Origin of the sequence: Marinobacter nanhaiticus D15-8W (assembly GCF_036511935.1) — a bacterium.
GTDB lineage: Bacteria > Pseudomonadota > Gammaproteobacteria > Pseudomonadales > Oleiphilaceae > Marinobacter_A > Marinobacter_A nanhaiticus.
This window is the reverse complement of record NZ_AP028878.1, coordinates 2,020,702-2,036,280: the sequence shown is the minus strand read 5'-3', so window position 1 is coordinate 2,036,280 and position 15,579 is coordinate 2,020,702. Positions and strand designations below refer to the sequence as shown.

Annotated in this window: 10 protein-coding genes and 2 pseudogenes; 3 read left to right on the top strand and 9 right to left on the bottom strand. The window is 51.0% G+C overall.

Annotated elements, in window-relative coordinates; all coding sequences use genetic code 11:
* Positions 1-5 precede the first annotated feature (5 nt).
* From RE428_RS09185 to RE428_RS09155, 7 genes are all read right to left on the bottom strand, one after another.
* A complete protein-coding gene (locus tag RE428_RS09185) occupies positions 6-1,256 on the bottom strand; it encodes an efflux RND transporter periplasmic adaptor subunit (protein ID WP_004581709.1) in 1,251 nt (416 codons plus the stop codon).
* Positions 1,257-1,280: 24 nt separating this feature from the next.
* Positions 1,281-2,498, bottom strand: a complete 1,218-nt coding sequence (locus RE428_RS09180; RefSeq protein WP_004581708.1) for a TolC family protein — start codon at positions 2,496-2,498, stop codon at positions 1,281-1,283.
* 227 nt (positions 2,499-2,725) lie between these two features.
* Positions 2,726-3,070, bottom strand: coding sequence for a P-II family nitrogen regulator (locus tag RE428_RS09175; RefSeq protein WP_004581707.1), 345 nt, complete (start codon positions 3,068-3,070; stop codon positions 2,726-2,728).
* A 17-nt stretch (positions 3,071-3,087) separates the two neighbouring features.
* Positions 3,088-6,195, bottom strand: a complete 3,108-nt coding sequence (locus RE428_RS09170; protein WP_004581706.1) for an efflux RND transporter permease subunit — start codon at positions 6,193-6,195, stop codon at positions 3,088-3,090.
* A gap of 14 nt (positions 6,196-6,209) precedes the next feature.
* Complete coding sequence (locus RE428_RS09165; protein ID WP_004581705.1) at positions 6,210-7,394, bottom strand: efflux RND transporter periplasmic adaptor subunit; 1,185 nt, start codon at positions 7,392-7,394, stop codon at positions 6,210-6,212.
* A gap of 49 nt (positions 7,395-7,443) precedes the next feature.
* Positions 7,444-8,745 (bottom strand): TolC family protein, encoded by a 1,302-nt coding sequence (locus RE428_RS09160; protein WP_004581704.1) that lies wholly within the window; start codon positions 8,743-8,745, stop codon positions 7,444-7,446.
* 376 nt (positions 8,746-9,121) lie between these two features.
* Positions 9,122-10,477, bottom strand: coding sequence for a hypothetical protein (locus RE428_RS09155; protein WP_004581703.1), 1,356 nt, complete (start codon positions 10,475-10,477; stop codon positions 9,122-9,124).
* A 204-nt stretch (positions 10,478-10,681) separates the two neighbouring features.
* Here RE428_RS09155 and RE428_RS24425 point away from each other — a divergent pair.
* Positions 10,682-11,544: pseudogene (locus tag RE428_RS24425) on the top strand (IS3 family transposase); the annotation flags it as partial.
* A gap of 56 nt (positions 11,545-11,600) precedes the next feature.
* Here RE428_RS24425 and RE428_RS09145 read toward each other — a convergent pair.
* Positions 11,601-11,981: pseudogene (locus RE428_RS09145) on the bottom strand (IS1182 family transposase); the annotation flags it as partial.
* A 175-nt stretch (positions 11,982-12,156) separates the two neighbouring features.
* Between RE428_RS09145 and RE428_RS09140 the strand changes: the two are divergent.
* The gene (locus RE428_RS09140; protein ID WP_004581698.1) at positions 12,157-12,456 is read left to right on the top strand and encodes a hypothetical protein; all 300 of its coding nucleotides are present in this window, start codon (positions 12,157-12,159) and stop codon (positions 12,454-12,456) included.
* Positions 12,457-12,615: 159 nt separating this feature from the next.
* A complete protein-coding gene (locus RE428_RS09135; protein ID WP_004581697.1) occupies positions 12,616-13,929 on the top strand; it encodes an ATP-binding protein in 1,314 nt (437 codons plus the stop codon).
* A 1,412-nt stretch (positions 13,930-15,341) separates the two neighbouring features.
* Here the strand turns inward: RE428_RS09135 and RE428_RS09130 are convergent.
* On the bottom strand, positions 15,342-15,578 hold the full coding sequence (locus RE428_RS09130) for a KR domain-containing protein (RefSeq protein WP_227500228.1): 237 nt from the start codon (positions 15,576-15,578) through the stop codon (positions 15,342-15,344).
* Position 15,579: the final 1 nt, after the last annotated feature.

Here is a 15,579-nt window from a genome sequence, read left to right as displayed (position 1 = left end):
CGGAATCAGTGGTTGTGTGGGTCAAAGCCGCCTTTGGCAATTTCAGAGGCCACAAAAAATGCGCCCCGCGAAACGATCCGTTGGCCTGCAGTCAGGCCCGAAATTTCACGGAGTCCGCCAATTGCGCGACCCAGTTCCACTTCCACAGGCTCGTACTCCCCTTCAGCCTCTTCCACATAGACCGTCCAGTCGCCATCGGCGCCTCGCATCAACGCACTCTCCGGCACCGCAAGCACCGGCTCCGTGGTTTTAAAAAGGAAATACACATCTGCAAACATTCCGGGATGAAAACGATCTTCCGGATTGTCCAGCTCCAACCGAACAATTCGCGTGCGGGTCACAGCGTCAATGGTATGAGCTTCCTGGGATACCGTTGCCACAGCTACTCGGCCTGCAACTCTTACTTCCGCTTCGGCCCCTTGCTTAAGGACAATGTCGGAGTTTGCTGGCAGGTGAGCCTCTACCCAAAGTTCGCTTTCATTAGCCAGAGTCACCAGCGGTTGGCCTGCCTCAACTCTTTGTCCTTGCTCAAACTCATCGGTCAGCACTGCGCCATCCACGCGAGCTCTGAGCGTGTATTCACCGAGACTACCTACGCCGCTGGCCTTCAACGCACCAATGTCATCATCGTTTAGCCCATAAGCAAGCAGAGTCGCCCTCGCCGCTTCAATATTCGCTTTCGCCGTATTGAACCGCTGATCACCAACCACGGAACGACCCAGCCCGCTGATTCGCTCCCATTCAGGAAAAGCCTTCCTGTAATCAGCCTGCGCCTGTGCCACCGTCTCACTGAACAGGGTTACCAGTTGCTGACCTTTGGTTACGTGCTCACCCAATTCCACGTGACGTCTCAACACCACCGAGGCAACCCGGGGGGACACGTGATAGCTGGTATAGCCGTTGGTCAGCAGCTCACCGGGAGCGTAGATTTCATAGTCAACGCGCTTGCTCTCGAGGGTTGCTACCTCAATGCCGGCGAGCTCTTTCTGTTTGGCATTGATGCTTGCGGTAGTTGATTCTTCATGACCACCATCGCTCTCCTCTTCGTGGCCATGACCTTCTTCCTCTTCATGCTCACGTTCTTCAGCATGCCCGCCCTCATGCTCATCCTCTTCACCGGTACCTTCTCGATGATCGTCGCCACCGGCGGCATGATCATGGCCCGCCTCGTTATGCGCATCTTCCTCGGCCTGCACCAATGAAGGGGGAGCTATAAACAGCGTCAATACAAATACTGAAATCAGAGTTTTTTTCATGATGACTATCCAGTTTCCAGAATATTATTGGAAGGGGGTGATCAGTTCGCCAGACTGGCTCAAGAGTTCAATCAGGCCCAGCTGCGCCAGCTTTTCCAGTTCAATACCGGTTTTCAGGCTCTCCGCGCGCTGGCCTAACGCCTGGAGATACTCAGAGGTGGAGAGGTCGCCGACCTGCCACTGCTTCTCAAGCAAATCGGCACTTCGCTGTACACGCCCCTGGGATAGTTCTTTCCATCGACGAAGTTGCTTGTCGTATCGCTTCCAGGAAGCGCGAGCGCCTGCCAGGTCATATTGTTGTTTCCGGTAGAGCGCCTGAAACCGCGCTTCGGCCTCCAGAGCCCGTCGATTCGCGGCCCGGATTTCAGCGCTGTAGTTATTACGGACGTTCAGAGGGATCGAGAATGTCAGGCCAACCACGTTCTCGCCGCCGTCACGCCCTCCGCTCAGCCCTACTGTCGGCGATGCTGTGGCTTTGCGTCTCGCAACCTCTGCCTCACTTTTCAGCACCTGCCACTCGGCTCGAGCGACTGCAATTGACGGGTGTGACAGCAGATCAGCCTCACCAATCTGGGACTCCAGCGCTGACCATATATACTCGGGGATTCCCCCATCCTGAGGCCTCCAGTCCGGCAGACGTTCTTGAACCTGAGTTTCTGCCCGATCAACTGCGGCCTTTGCCTGGGCGACTTCGCTCAACTGACGGGATAGATTTAGAAACAGAAGCTCTGCATCGGCACGCCCCAGATCACCTGCCTGCTGGCGCTGTTCAACCTGGTCCAGCAAAGCATCCAGGCGCTGCTGTTGGGATTCAGCAATTTCCTCAAACAGCGTAGTGGCGCGCCACTCGACAAGCGCAAACAATGATTCAGACGTTTGTGTCAGAACTGCTTCGCTCAAGCCAGCTTGCGCAGACAGCCTGATCAGCTTTGCCTTCTCCTGTAATGCGCCCTGTTGATCAGACCAATCGATCGTTTGTGACAGCCCTGCCTCAAAGTTATTCTCACTGCCCGTTCTGTCTGCTCCTACGGACAACTCCGGGTTATACAGCGGTTGTTCGCTTGCCTCAGCGTCCTCTTTCCGCGCTGCCGCCTGCTCTGTCGCTGCCAGTACCTCCGGGTGCTTGCTTATCTGGCCAGTGAGCCAATTCGCCCAATTAACAGTCTCAGCTTGACCGAACAGAGGAATGGACAATAGTACTGAACACAGCAACGCCCGAGGCGAGTGCTTGCTTGCCTTCATCGACTTTCTCCCGAAGCGATTAATAGCCAAAAATCATAGGTGTAAGGCGCCTATGACGAGGCAGGAAAAGATCGAGATAATAAGTGCAAACCTTGAAAGGAGCTTGAATTCGGAAAAGCAGTTCAGAAACGAGTCGCTAAAAACTCTTTGTAGCAATACTCAAAGGAGCTAAGAACGGCAGCTCGCGACCAACCGCCGCGATGCCACCGTCTCGTTTTAGGTTGGGACTAGATTGAAGTAGGTTGAAGTGCGCTTTGGTCGGTCGCGCCGTCCTCGATACGGACCGCCCGAACCAAGGGGGATACAAGCACCTTGCCATCCCCTGGGTGTCCATCCCGTGTTCTGCTCGTTCGCACGATGATGTCCACAACTTCATCGACAACAGCATCGGTCGCTACGTCTACTTCCAGCTTGACCATCTGCACTTTTTCCAGAGGCGATTCATTGCCAACCAGATGACCAAATTCGTTGAGAGACACGACAGCAATGCTTGCCACTCCCTTAACTCTGGCGAGAGCGTCAATTACGTGCTCTGCCATCACTTCTCTGACATACGCTTTTATTTCGTACATAAACATTCTCCTACCTATCAGACTTCTATGTCACGACGTTCGGATGCAAACCACTGATACACGCTGGGCAACACTACCAACGTCAGCAGCGTTGACGTGATCAGACCGCCAACCACAACCGTTGCCAGTGGCCGTTGGACATTAGAGCCAATGCCATCGGCCAGCAGCAGGGGAATCAGCCCCAGAATAGCCACAGAGGCTGTCATCAGAACCGGCCGCAAACGGCGTTGAGCGCCCAGCTTGACTGCTTCAATGACTTCGTAGCCTTCGTCCCGCAACTGATTGATGTAGCTCACCATTACCACACCGTTCAGTACGGCTACGCCAAACACCGCAATGAACCCCACAGCAGCGGGCACGGAGAGGTAAAGCCCCGTCACAAACAACGCGACAATGCCACCAGTAACCGCAAAGGGCACATTCATGAAGATCAGCGCCGCATAGCGAAGACTACTGAATGCCGAAAAGAGAAGCAGGAAAATAAGCGCCAGAGTAATGGGCACAACGATCGCTAGCCGCGCCATGGCCCTTTCCTGGTTCTCAAACTGACCGCCGAACTCCACGAAATACCCCGGCGGCATATCCACTTGCTCCTCGATCCGCTTGCGCAAATCCTGAACAACACCGCCCATATCGCGACCACGCACGTTCATCTGCACGTACTGACGGCGACTGGCATTGGAGCGTGAAATTTTCTTGGGGCCTGCGTACATTTCAACCTCGGCCACCCGTGAAAGCGGGATAAGCTCGCCACTGTTGCCCCTGAGGGGAAGCTTTCTGATTTCATCGATGGACCCGCGATAGGACTCTTGCAGCCGGGCGAAAATCTCAAATCGACGGACACCGTCGAAGACCAGCCCGGCGCCTTTACCACCTATACCGGTTTCAACCGTACTCATCAGGTTATCGACGCTGATGCCGAACTGCGCCAGCACTTCACGGTCCGGGCGAATAACGATCTGTTTTTTACCAGCACTCTGCTGAGCGCGGACGTCCGTTGCACCCGGCACCTCTTGCGCCAGTGCCGCCACTTCCCTGCCGATCCGGCCCAACTCGTCCAGGTCGTCGCCGAAAATGCTGGCAACCAGTTGCGCCTGAACGCCTGATAGGAGTTCGTCGGTTCTAAGCTGAATCGGTTGGGACAGATTGTTGGCAAGCCCGGGAACCCGCTTATCCAAAGCATCCGCAATCCTGGTTTGGAGATCCTCGTAGCTCACGTCCTCTCGCCACTGATCCAGGGGCTTCAGATTGACAAGCGTCGCGACAACGTTCACAGGTTCAGGATCACCACCGACCTCGGCACGACCGATCCGGGCATAGGTGCCGGTGACCTCTTGAAATTCGTCTACAACGGACTGAATCCGTTTGCCATATTTAATGGCGGATTCAAGACTGGCTCCGGGAGGCAGTGTCGAGCGAATCTGGAACGTGCCTTCCCTGAGCGTGGGCACGAATTCGCTCCCGAGATAGGGAAACAGCAGAAGACTGCCGGCAAAAGCTATGACGGCGACGCCCATCACAATCTTTGGGGTTTTGACGACAGTATTCACCACCGGCTTGTATAGCCGGTTCAGGAACAGAACCAGCTTCGGCTCTTTGTGACGTCCGCCCATCTTGAATGACAGGGAGGCCAGAACAGGCACCAACGTCAACGCGAGTAATAGCGCACCGATCAACGCAAAACTGATGGTGTAGGCCATGGGCGAAAACAGCTTGCCTTCAACGCCCTGTAGCGTAAACAACGGCAGAAAAACGATGATGATAATGCCAATCGCAAACACAATCGGACGAGCCACTTCCCGGGCGGACTCGCCTACAAGCCTCAGAACGCTGATCTTTTCATCGGATCGCTCCTCGAGGTGTCGGAAGATGTTCTCTATCATCACGACAGCGCCATCCACCATCATGCCGATGCCGATAGCCAACCCCCCCAGACTCATCAGGTTGGCCGACAGGCCCGAAATCCGCATCGCGATGAACGCAATGAGTACAGATAACGGCAACGTCGCCACCACGATCAGTGTGGAACGAATGTTTCCCAGGAACAAATAGAGAAAAAGCAGCACCAGAACCGAGCCTTCAAGCAGAGCTTTCTCGACAGTGCCTATAGCCTTGCCCACCAAGTCTGACTGAGAGTAATACGCTTCTATTTTCAGCCCTTCGGGAAGTGACTTGTTCAGATCATCGATTTTTGCGTTGACATCCTCTAGAACCTTACTGGTGTTGGTGCCAATCAATTTCATCACGTAGCCACCCACGGACTCCTCACCTGAGGACACCTCTGCGCCACGGCGAATTGCTGGTCCAAGGTCAACCTCCGCCACATCCTTGACGTAAATAGGAGGTTCCCCCTCACTCTTGGACACAATGATGTTCCGGATATCTTTGATGCCTTGGGAGCCAGAGTTGACCCAGCCGTAACCACGGACAATGTACTCTTCACCTCCTCGAGTAATGAATGAGGCGCCGACGTTACGATTATTCTGGGTGAGGGCACCGCGAACATCAGACACCGTCAGGTCCCTTGCCTGAAGCTTCTGCGCATCAACATTGACCTGGTACTGCTTTACCTCGCCGCCGATAGAAAGCACACCGGTTACGCCCGGCACGGTCCTGAGCTGGGGTTTGACAATCCAGTCCTGAATCGTGCGAATTTCCTGCAGGCTGTATTGATCTTTATCCTCAGCTTCCAGGGAATACATCAGGATGCGCCCAAGACCGCTTGCGATGGGCCCGAGTTCGGGTTCCCCCATCCCTTCGGGAATCTGGCGCTTGGCCTCGGACAGCCGTTCGCTAACTAGCCTCCTGGCGAAGTAGATATCGGTGCCATCTTCGAAATAGATGGTCACCCGGGAAAGCCCGAAAATCGACGTGCTCTGCACTTTTTCCAGTTTGGGGATTCCATACATGCTGATTTCAATGGGATAGGAAATCAGCGTTTCAATATCCACCGGCGACAGACCAGGACTAGCAGTAAAAACCTGAACCATGGTAGGCGTCGCGTCAGGAAATGCATCCACCGGCAGTTTTTGAAATGAAAATACGCCGGCAACGATCACGGCGATAGCAAAAACAAGCGTCATCAGACGATTGTTCAGCGCATAACTCACAATTGCGTTGATCATGCTCCCCCCGAGTATTAGTGTCCATGAGCGGCGCTGCGGCCACTGGCGGTAATGGCCGACATCAGATCAAAAGCGCCCACTGAAACCACTTCCGTGTTTGCACTGATGCCGGACTTGATCTCAATCCAGTCGTTTGCCTCTTTGCCCAGTGCCACAGAAACCGCCTTGTAAGCGCCCTCTTCTTCACCGGGTACAAATACAACAGACTCATCACCGATGGTTTGCACGGCATCGTGTGGAACTAGGGGCAGTGATTCCGCCGATTGAGTCATGACTCTCGCTTTGGCATAGGTGTTTGGACGAAGGTCGCCGTTGGGGGATTCGAGCACAACGCGAACCGGAATGGTGCGGGTTTGCTCATCAAGCTCATTTGAGATCCAGGACACTTCCCCGGTGTGAAAGCGATCTGCAACCGACTTCGAGAACACCTGAACTTCATCTCCGACGGATACCCTGCCAATGTCTGTTTCGGCAACTTGCAACATCACCCATACCACAGAGGTATCAGCTACGGTAAAAGGCGTATCTGAAGAGCCTAAGGTTTGCCCCAACCGTGCATCTATGCGCTCAATGCGCCCCTTGATAGGAGAACGGAGGGCGTACTGTGCGAGACTGCTATCTGCGCCTGAAGAATCACTGCCAAAAACCTCCAATTGCTCACGAATCGAATCGTACTCCGCTGTAATCTCAAGATAAGCGGCCTTAGCATCTAGGAACTCTTCTTCGCTAGTGAAATTTTCACTTCGCAATTGCTTTTCTCGCTGATACTCCGCAGTCGCGGCTTCTTTCCGAGCTTTCAACGAGTTCAGGCGGGAACGAATCCGTGCCAACTCAACGCTGTTCAAAGAAGCCAACAACTGGCCTTTTTCAACCTGGTCCCCCAGATCAACAGCCAGTCTCGTAAACTTTCCCTTCAACAGCGGCCCTACCTCAGCGACGCGATCCGGAACATAGTGAACTTCAGCTGGCGCAGTGACGATATTGTCAGCACGGCCTCGTGGCACCGCTACAGTCTGCACAGCAAGCAACTTTCTCTGCGCTGGGGTCAGGTGAACTTCGCGGGCCTCACTGGCTTCAGCGGCATGTCCAGCCTCACCCTTTTGGTGCTGCCCTCCTTCGGCTTCTTCGACGCCAGACGCCAATGGCTGATAGACCAGAAAACTGATCACGACAAACAATATCTGCATATTTCGAATCATCTAAACACCTTCGATATAAGAGAACGTTCAACCATTAATTTTCTAGTCATCAGGAACCGGATGACATTGAAAGAGCACCACCGGTGCTAACTTCCAATGCCTGCACAGCGTCGATATAGTCGTGTTGCACTTGGACGTATTCCTGCCTCACCGATAAAAGATTGTCCTGGGCCGCCAGGACATCGGAAGCATCGACTTTTCCCGTTTGGAGGGCTTTCTGCATCAGTTGCAGCGTTTCCTCTGAACGCTCGAGAATCAACTCGTTCATCTGACGCAACCTGGTTACGGCGGATTCGTACCGGGCCACAGCGGATACAACCTGGCGCTCAGTAGCCAAGCGCAGCGCCTCGGCCTCAAGCTCGGATATTTTCAGCCTCGTAGAGGCCTTCCTTTTTTCCCCGGAATAATCGTGAAATACAGTCAGAGGCATCGACACGCCCGCGCCAAAAAGGTTGGATCTTTCCTCCCGCTCGTAGAATCCAAACACTTTGAGGTTCGGAATCGTCAGGCTCTTAGCCAGTTCCAAGCCGGACTCGTTCGCAGCAATTTTCGCGGCCGCCGCCTTCAGATCCGATCTCTGGCGCTGAGCCATGGCGACAAGCTGATTAGTCGGTGGCAGGTTGTCTCGAGCAACATTAAGCTCGCCGGTCACCCCGACCGCCTCGGAGGGGGGCACCCCAAGAACTTCCGTCAGGTCAATTTTTGCCTGACTAAGCTTTTGCGCCGCTTCGGCCTTTTGGTTCTTAGCTCTAGCCAAGCCAATCACTGCGGTATTAAGTTCAATTCGAGTCTGCTTACCCCGCTTGACGGACATCTCGACCAAGTCCTTCGTTCGCTGCATAAGCTCAACGGCGCGGGTTGCGGTTTCAAGCTCTCTCTGAGCAAGCAGTATCTTGAAGTAAGCTGACCGCACTCGGGCTTTGGTCGCGATCTTCAGGAATTCAAGTTCCTGCTGTTGAGCAGTTAATGTGTCCTGCGCACGCGACTGACCGAGATCACCCCGATTGCCCATCCAGACTTCCTGAGTAACGCGAACCTCGTAATTCAGTGACTGATCCGCCTCATTTGGATTATCACGGCCACTCAGCTCAAGCTCGGGGTTGCTGGGCGCCCATCGGTTGGCGTGATCGAGCTCAGCTTCTTGTATGGACACCGCAGCCCGCCTCAAAGCCAACACCGGGCTATTTTCAAATGCCATTACCATTGCCTCTCTCAAGGAGAGAGCCTGGCTGGCCTTGGCTCGTTGGTACTCATCGAGTGAAACGCTCTCCCCGGCCGTGGCCGCCGCCGAAGGCATGAAGTTCAAGACTCCGGATACTATGAGCACCCACAACAACAGTCGTTTTTTCATTCAATATCATCCTGACTATCTGACTGAGATGCATAAATCAGCGTTTTCGTCGCTAATACCATGGCGACCCTACATACTGACTTTTAAATCAGTCTGAACTCGGCATCTTCAGATGCTAAAATTGAGCGGAATAACGAAATACAGAGGCGGGGGACGTGGCAAGTTAAAAAGAGAGAATGAGAGAAAGAAAGCAAAGTCATTCAGCACACGAGATGGTAAGTCTGTTGCAGAGAACGACAGGCCTATTCAGACCCGCCGTCCGAACTCACTGAGAGATACAAAAGTTATATACAGTTACGACCTTTACCTTTTTTAAGTAATTCAGATATTCTGGTCGGAAGACGACCGTTGCAACGGTTCGAAATTTACACCTCTATCAGTAATTCACATTGACCATAGCAACAACCTTATAGGTATCCTCCGGGTCGTCTCCGTAAAAGTCACCCATAAAACCATAAGAGCCGCGCAGGCTGACGTCATAAAGTCCGGCAAACGTTTTACCAAATTGGGCAGCGACTTCAGTACCAAGGCTCGAGCCATTGGCTTGAGTAGCGCTGTCCGGCGCATCATCTGCAACTCGGAAATAACCGGTCCCGTACTTCAAATAGTAGTCGTTGGAAAAGTCTTGATCACCCGAGACCATAAGGCCAATCAACCCATACCCTTGGTAGGCACCATCGTATACCGCCTTCGCTCCCTGAGAGCCATTGTTGTAGTATATATCGGTCCCGAAGATTTGCAGATTATCGTTATACAATTCATACCCTGTTTGGTTGGCCGCGAAACGATCTGCACCATTACTGCTGTCATCAGCTGGAATGTAGATGCCGTGAATCTTTAAGCCTGATCTGCCCCAATGCCTCTCGGCATACAAGTTGAGCATGAACGTGTCGCCATCTGTTGCGTCAGAATCAATTCCGGATGACTTTTTATAAAGTACTGAGCCGCTGAAGGCCATTTGGTTATAGGTATAGTCGGCATAGGCACCTAGATAGTTATCATCTGTGCGAGCCGCCGTACCATTTAGAGCAACCTGGCTACTGTTGCTGATTTGAGCTCCGGTGAAGCCGAATTGGAAAACCTCGCTGGGGTGAAGCTCCGCGCTTAACGTATAAAAATCCACGTCATCTGCGGAATCTCTGTCATTTTCCTCCCACTTGAACCAGCCACCTGTCAGCGTAGCCATACCAACATTGCCAGCAAATGAGATACCGTTCATGTCGTCGTTGGTAACGAAGCTCTCATACTTACCGAATCCATATCCTTGAATACCTGCTCGCAATTTCCAGTCGCTGTTAGGCACCCTCAAGTCGACGTAAGCATTCTTAGTTTCAACACCAACGCCATCTGCGCTAAGCTTGCCGCAGTTATCGCCTTGGCAACTTCCTTTCTCGCCCCACGGGGCATCAACCTCGCCGTACCAAACCAAACTAATATTGTCATTCAGCTCGCCGGTAATCTTCGCGCGAAGGCGCTGATCAACAAAGGCGCTACTGTTATCGTTGGTCTCGTCCAGACTTTCTGAGGTAGCCTGAAGACGATAATAGCCTCCTACGCTGAAGGGCGAATCGCTTTTCTTAAGCTTCTCAACTTCTGCCGTCAGTTGATTGATTTCGGTCTTCAAGTCTTCCACAGAGGGAGATGCGCTGCCGACCGGCTCTGCGGCCAAAGCCGGTGTCGTCACTACAGCTATCGCCAGAGGAGCACTTATTGATTTAATAATTTTGATCACTTAAAACTCCTTATTCTAATTCGCGTCCCGACAAAGGTTTATTGGTTTGATTGAGAAACGCCGCTTAATCGGCAATTAACTTTGCCTCATAAACCTTAAACGAACTTGAAATTTAGCCGGGCTTTTGCCGCTGTAGTGGCTTAGTATTTCTGGCCACCTGATTTTGAGCGTAAGATCACTCGCTGAGTCAATCAGGTGCATAGGATGACGAAGACCGGAAATTTCAGCCCGGAGTTCCGTTATGAAACAGCCCGGCTTGTGGTTGACCAGAGCTATACGGTGAAAGCGGCCTGCGATGCCATGGGGGGGGGCTGGCAAGTCCACCATGGAGTACTGTGTATAAGCTTCATGCCGAGCAGGCCGAAGGCCCCGCAGAAAGGCGAGGAGGTGACTCCGGAACAGGGTGAGATCCAGGTGCTGAAGCGCAAGCTGCGGCGGTTGGAGGAAGAGAAGAAAAATTAAAAAAAGTTATGTTGGATTAGGTTGTCGAGGCTCATGAAGCCAGTAACCGTTCCGCTGGAGCACGCAGCCACGAAGTCATGCCTACACGAAGGCTGACCAGCCGCATTTGGATATCCGGAATCATTTTGATCGGGAGTTCGATCCAAAGGCTCCCAATCAGGTTTGGACCGGCGACATTACCTATTTCTTGACCGGGACACGCTGGGCTTATCTGGCGGTGGTCATCGATTTGTTTTCCCGTAAACCTGTGGGCTAGGCATTGCCCCTTCTGCGAACGCGGAGCTAGTGAAAAAAAGCACTGACCCTTGCCTACGAATCGGGTGGCGAGCCATCAGAACTTCTGTTCCACTCGGACCAGGGGGCCAGTACACAGCTTGGGATTCCGGCAGTAGATCTGGCGATATCGGATGAAGCAGAGTCTTCGTCGCCGGGGGAACTGCCGGGATAATGCGCCGATGGAGAGGCTGTTCCGGAGTCTGAAATCTGAATGGATACCGGGCTTGGCATACCGGAACCTACACGAGGCCCAAAAGGATGTTGGTAGCTATCTGATGGGCTACTACAACCGGCAACGATCTTATGCATTCAACGGTGGATTTCGCCCGCTGCTGCTGAGGAAAACCTTAAAATACTGTCCGGGATTAGTTGACCACTACATGAGGTTCACCAGGTTCCTCTTAACTTCCCTGTTCCTCTTCCTCCGACCCATCCTTATGCGGTTCGACTTTAGGAAGCGGTCCACTTTGGTCATGGCTTCATCCAGCGAGAGGATGGTCTTGGCTCGGCGGATGTCTCGGTCCAGTCCAGCTTTGGTCTCCGCTTCGTCCCGCACGTGGTGTTCCCGCAGTGGTGGCGGAGCAGGCGTCACAGCTTCTCCCGATTCTCGCCCAAATCCTTGACGGCGCCGGTCCACTCGTTGCTGCCGTTGGAGGAAATCTTGCAGCCGTAGATGACAAAGAGTTCGTTGCGTCGTAGGCCATGCTCGAGCATGGTCCCCGATCTCATCGGCAAGGCCATTGACGAACTTCGCCAATGTGGTGAAGTCCATTCTTTAGCCCCCCTACTCCAAAATCCATCATAGATCCTGCGAGCAGATTTTAAGCGAAGCTTGCCCGCCCCACCTCCACTTTTCTTACAATTTAACTGTATTTTCAAGTTCAATTAAAGCTCATCTGTTTGAATGACAAATACATTAAATTTAATAAGAAGGTGGCTCAATGAGAACAAACTTCTTGCTCGTATCTTCACTAGCACTCGTCTTCGCTGGCAGCAATATTTATGCCTCCGAGCAAAAAAGCGACAATTCTGGGAAACGTATGTTGTCCGAAAGCAGCGTACAAGACATGAAAGAACGACACAGAATAATGACACAGTTTGCTTTATCCGAGCCCGGAATGGAAGCTCGCCGGAATTTAGTACTGTCGAAGAAAGATGAAACTTATCATGAGATGATCAAATCGGGCGACATTAAACTTTCGGAATCAGATAAATTTTCAGCAAATCAGTTCAGTCATTAGCAAGCTCTCGAACTAAAAGCTAGCTATAGAAATGTAACTAAATGCTTGTTGCGTCCTGATGGTTTAGACCATTGCGCTTAGCCGCACTACACGTGTAGCGCGGCTTTTTTTAAAACAAAAATATATAAAACAACTTCCAATACCCATCTTGACAAAAAAATGCCCCTCAAAAAACAGAAACCCTCAATAAAGCGAATATTATTTACTTTTTTGGCACTCACTGGCGCTCTATATTCCGGATTAATATTCATATCACACTCCATTTTAATTGACTATATTCATGAAGAGATTCATAGAGAGCAGCTAAAATCCGCAGCCAAACTAGTTGCAGATACATTTATGCGCAACCAAAAACAAATTGATATATCGAACATCTTCAGCACACCTTCGTCACGATATTATATTGACATTAAAATCGACAAAAATAAATTTTACACAAGTGAAAACATAAAACCGAGTCTAGATTTGGTGAGCGCACATAAGAGACCGGGAATATTTCACATATCACTAGAAAACGGGTTTATCCTTGGCTATAACATGATTTTTAATAACGGAAAGAAAAAGATAAGCATCACAATAATTGAGAAAAATTCATATGTCCCCAGCGATTTAAAAAACATCCATACTCTGATATGGATCGTTTCTTTTACAATACTTTTTGCGATCTCCGCCATCATATTCCTAGGTGTAACTATCGCACTAAAACCTTTGAAATTAATGAGCGCCCAATTAACTTCACTAAAAAAAGGGGAGCGTAATAGTTTGGATGAGAATGTACCTGAAGAATTCAATGAACTTGTCAAGCACCTTAACCGCCTATTAGAGTCGTACGACAAAAAACTTAGCCGGTCACGTCACCTAGCCGCAGATATTTCTCATAGCTTAAAAACCCCCCTTGCCGCCATAAACTCCATGATCAATGACGAAGCCATTCCCCGCACAATCGCGAGTCAAATTAAGTCTCAACTGTCTGAAATGCACGAGCTGATCGACACTCAAATGAGAAAAACCGAAATGTCCGGTCAGCACATTGGGAAGGCCACACCAATCATAGAAAAAGCTCTGGCACTGGTGGACGTAGTCAGTCGCATCTATCCTTACAAACAGATCTACCTTCGAGAAACAATATCCAGAGAGGTTCTCTGGCCAATTGATGAGCGTGATTTTAATGAGATATTGGGCAATGTCCTTGACAATGCTGGCAAATGGTGTGTTCTGGAAGTTCATTTACACCTGAAGCTTCACGATGACACTTTGACTATTCTTGTTGAAGATGACGGCCCAGGAGTGGCGTCATACCAACTTCCTGATCTTACCAGGCGCCAAAAAAGACTGGATGAAAAAACCCCTGGCTATGGCCTTGGTCTATCAATTGTTGAGGAAATCGTTCACGACTACGCTGGCGCCATTCATTTCTCAACATCACCCAAAGGGGGTCTTCGGGTTTTAATCGAACTTCCAAAAAGCATTTGACGACTACCTGGGCGGTTTATCCTGTTTTGGTCATCAGCCTCCTAGCATAGCGGTCCGATACACCAATGTCTCCACGCCAAGATTGTCGCTTTGAACGGAGTTCTAATCAGGCGACATAAAAAAAACAACTCTGTATTACTATTACCTGATGCTAGAAGGCTTATTGATTGCTTTCGGGAGATTTCCCGGATCTCAGCGTCAATTAATCAAATCAAGAGTCATAAACACCCATCATATATTCGGCTGCACTCGATTCCTGCGGAACCCCGATATTAACAGCGTCCTCAATGGACCGTACAAACAGGTTCGGCAGAACCAAATTCTGCCTTGGTTAAACACCAGCTTAGGCTAAACACCGTAAGTCCTACTTGTGCACGCTATTCGTCTTTCAATCTCATAGTCCAGATGGGGCCCACAGTGCCAGCAGGGAAACTGAAACCTTCCCTTTAGAGACTGTCACCACATCCAACGATCCCAGTTTGCTCTGAAAAACAGCACCGATTGCCCGAAACACCTGAGTGTTTCGGCTTAATTCTTTATGATCGGCCTGAACAAAATCAGGCCCATTCCGTGAAATTGATATTTTACGAATTTTTGAACCAAACCTCCGATTCGAGTAGAAAGACTGCCCAAGAATAGTTTCCCGGCGACTGTCAGCATATAAACTCTGCAATCCCAAAATTAAGGGAATGAAACCGATGGCTTCGGCCTACCACTCGGCCAACTGGATCAAAGAACTGAAACACGACGACCATTCCACTAACTCAAAAGGAGGTAATATGAGTTTTCTGAAATGTACCAATCCATCCGGATCACTTTCTTCCGACGGGGACCTCATTGGATGCCAAAATCTGAACAACCCGACTGGAATCAACAAGGAAAAGCTGAGTTTATTTCCATGCTTCACTTAAAAATAGTAATCGTCGCCAGAACGAAACGCAGACAACGGCTTTGCTTTGATGGGCAGTCTTGCAAATGGTGGCGCTGAAGCTCCAACTGGCCTTACTGCCTGCGATCTACAGAACTTCGCTTAAAACGGGGGGGGCTACCAAAAGAAAGGCAAAAAAGGCGGGAATGAAGAACTCCCGCCATAAAATAACCTAGTTAACTCGAATGTAGATTCTCACACGAACCTTAAATGGACTTGAAACCTTGAAAATATTTCACATAACTGGAAGCAGCCTCTTAAATTCAAAGATCTCACTCGACGCTACGAGGAAAACTTATGCTCGAAGCCCACACCAAATGTGGTGTCTTCAGCGTGGGCCAAGTCCGCCTCCACCTGCGACACGTACGCATAGGCCTTGCTCCTGCCAGCCAGTTTATAGTCGAACCCGAGGGCTAGAAGGACCAATTCCTCGTTTGTCCTCTCTGCCTCTGTCAGTCCGTATTGCGCCTTGATCTTCCAACACTCAAGGCGAGCATTGTCTGACCTGAGCAGCATCAGCCACATCAAATGATCTGGCGCTGAAGCACCCTGTGACTCCGGCTTCGCGATCTAATTGTTCCGCCCGTTCACGCCCTTTTTCCAGCGACCGGCCTGCCAAGACAATGGTGCCGTCGATCCGTTGCCCCAAGAGTGTTGCAATAGCCGCCCCTGCAGCTCCGTAACCACCAAGGATAAGTACGCTCTTGTTGCTCTGTCTCATC

Excerpts from the sequence above, each read along its gene's own strand:
- RE428_RS09185 (WP_004581709.1), bottom strand. The coding sequence starts at position 1,256 with ATGAAAAAAACTCTGATTTCAGTATTTGTATTGACGCTGTTTATAGCT.
- RE428_RS09180 (WP_004581708.1), bottom strand. The coding sequence starts at position 2,498 with ATGAAGGCAAGCAAGCACTCGCCTCGGGCGTTGCTGTGTTCAGTACTA.
- RE428_RS09175 (WP_004581707.1), bottom strand. The coding sequence starts at position 3,070 with ATGTACGAAATAAAAGCGTATGTCAGAGAAGTGATGGCAGAGCACGTA.
- RE428_RS09170 (WP_004581706.1), bottom strand. The coding sequence starts at position 6,195 with ATGATCAACGCAATTGTGAGTTATGCGCTGAACAATCGTCTGATGACG.
- RE428_RS09165 (WP_004581705.1), bottom strand. The coding sequence starts at position 7,394 with ATGATTCGAAATATGCAGATATTGTTTGTCGTGATCAGTTTTCTGGTC.
- RE428_RS09160 (WP_004581704.1), bottom strand. The coding sequence starts at position 8,745 with ATGAAAAAACGACTGTTGTTGTGGGTGCTCATAGTATCCGGAGTCTTG.
- RE428_RS09140 (WP_004581698.1), top strand. The coding sequence starts at position 12,157 with ATGAGAACAAACTTCTTGCTCGTATCTTCACTAGCACTCGTCTTCGCT.
- RE428_RS09135 (WP_004581697.1), top strand. The coding sequence starts at position 12,616 with ATGCCCCTCAAAAAACAGAAACCCTCAATAAAGCGAATATTATTTACT.
- RE428_RS09130 (WP_227500228.1), bottom strand. The coding sequence starts at position 15,578 with ATGAGACAGAGCAACAAGAGCGTACTTATCCTTGGTGGTTACGGAGCT.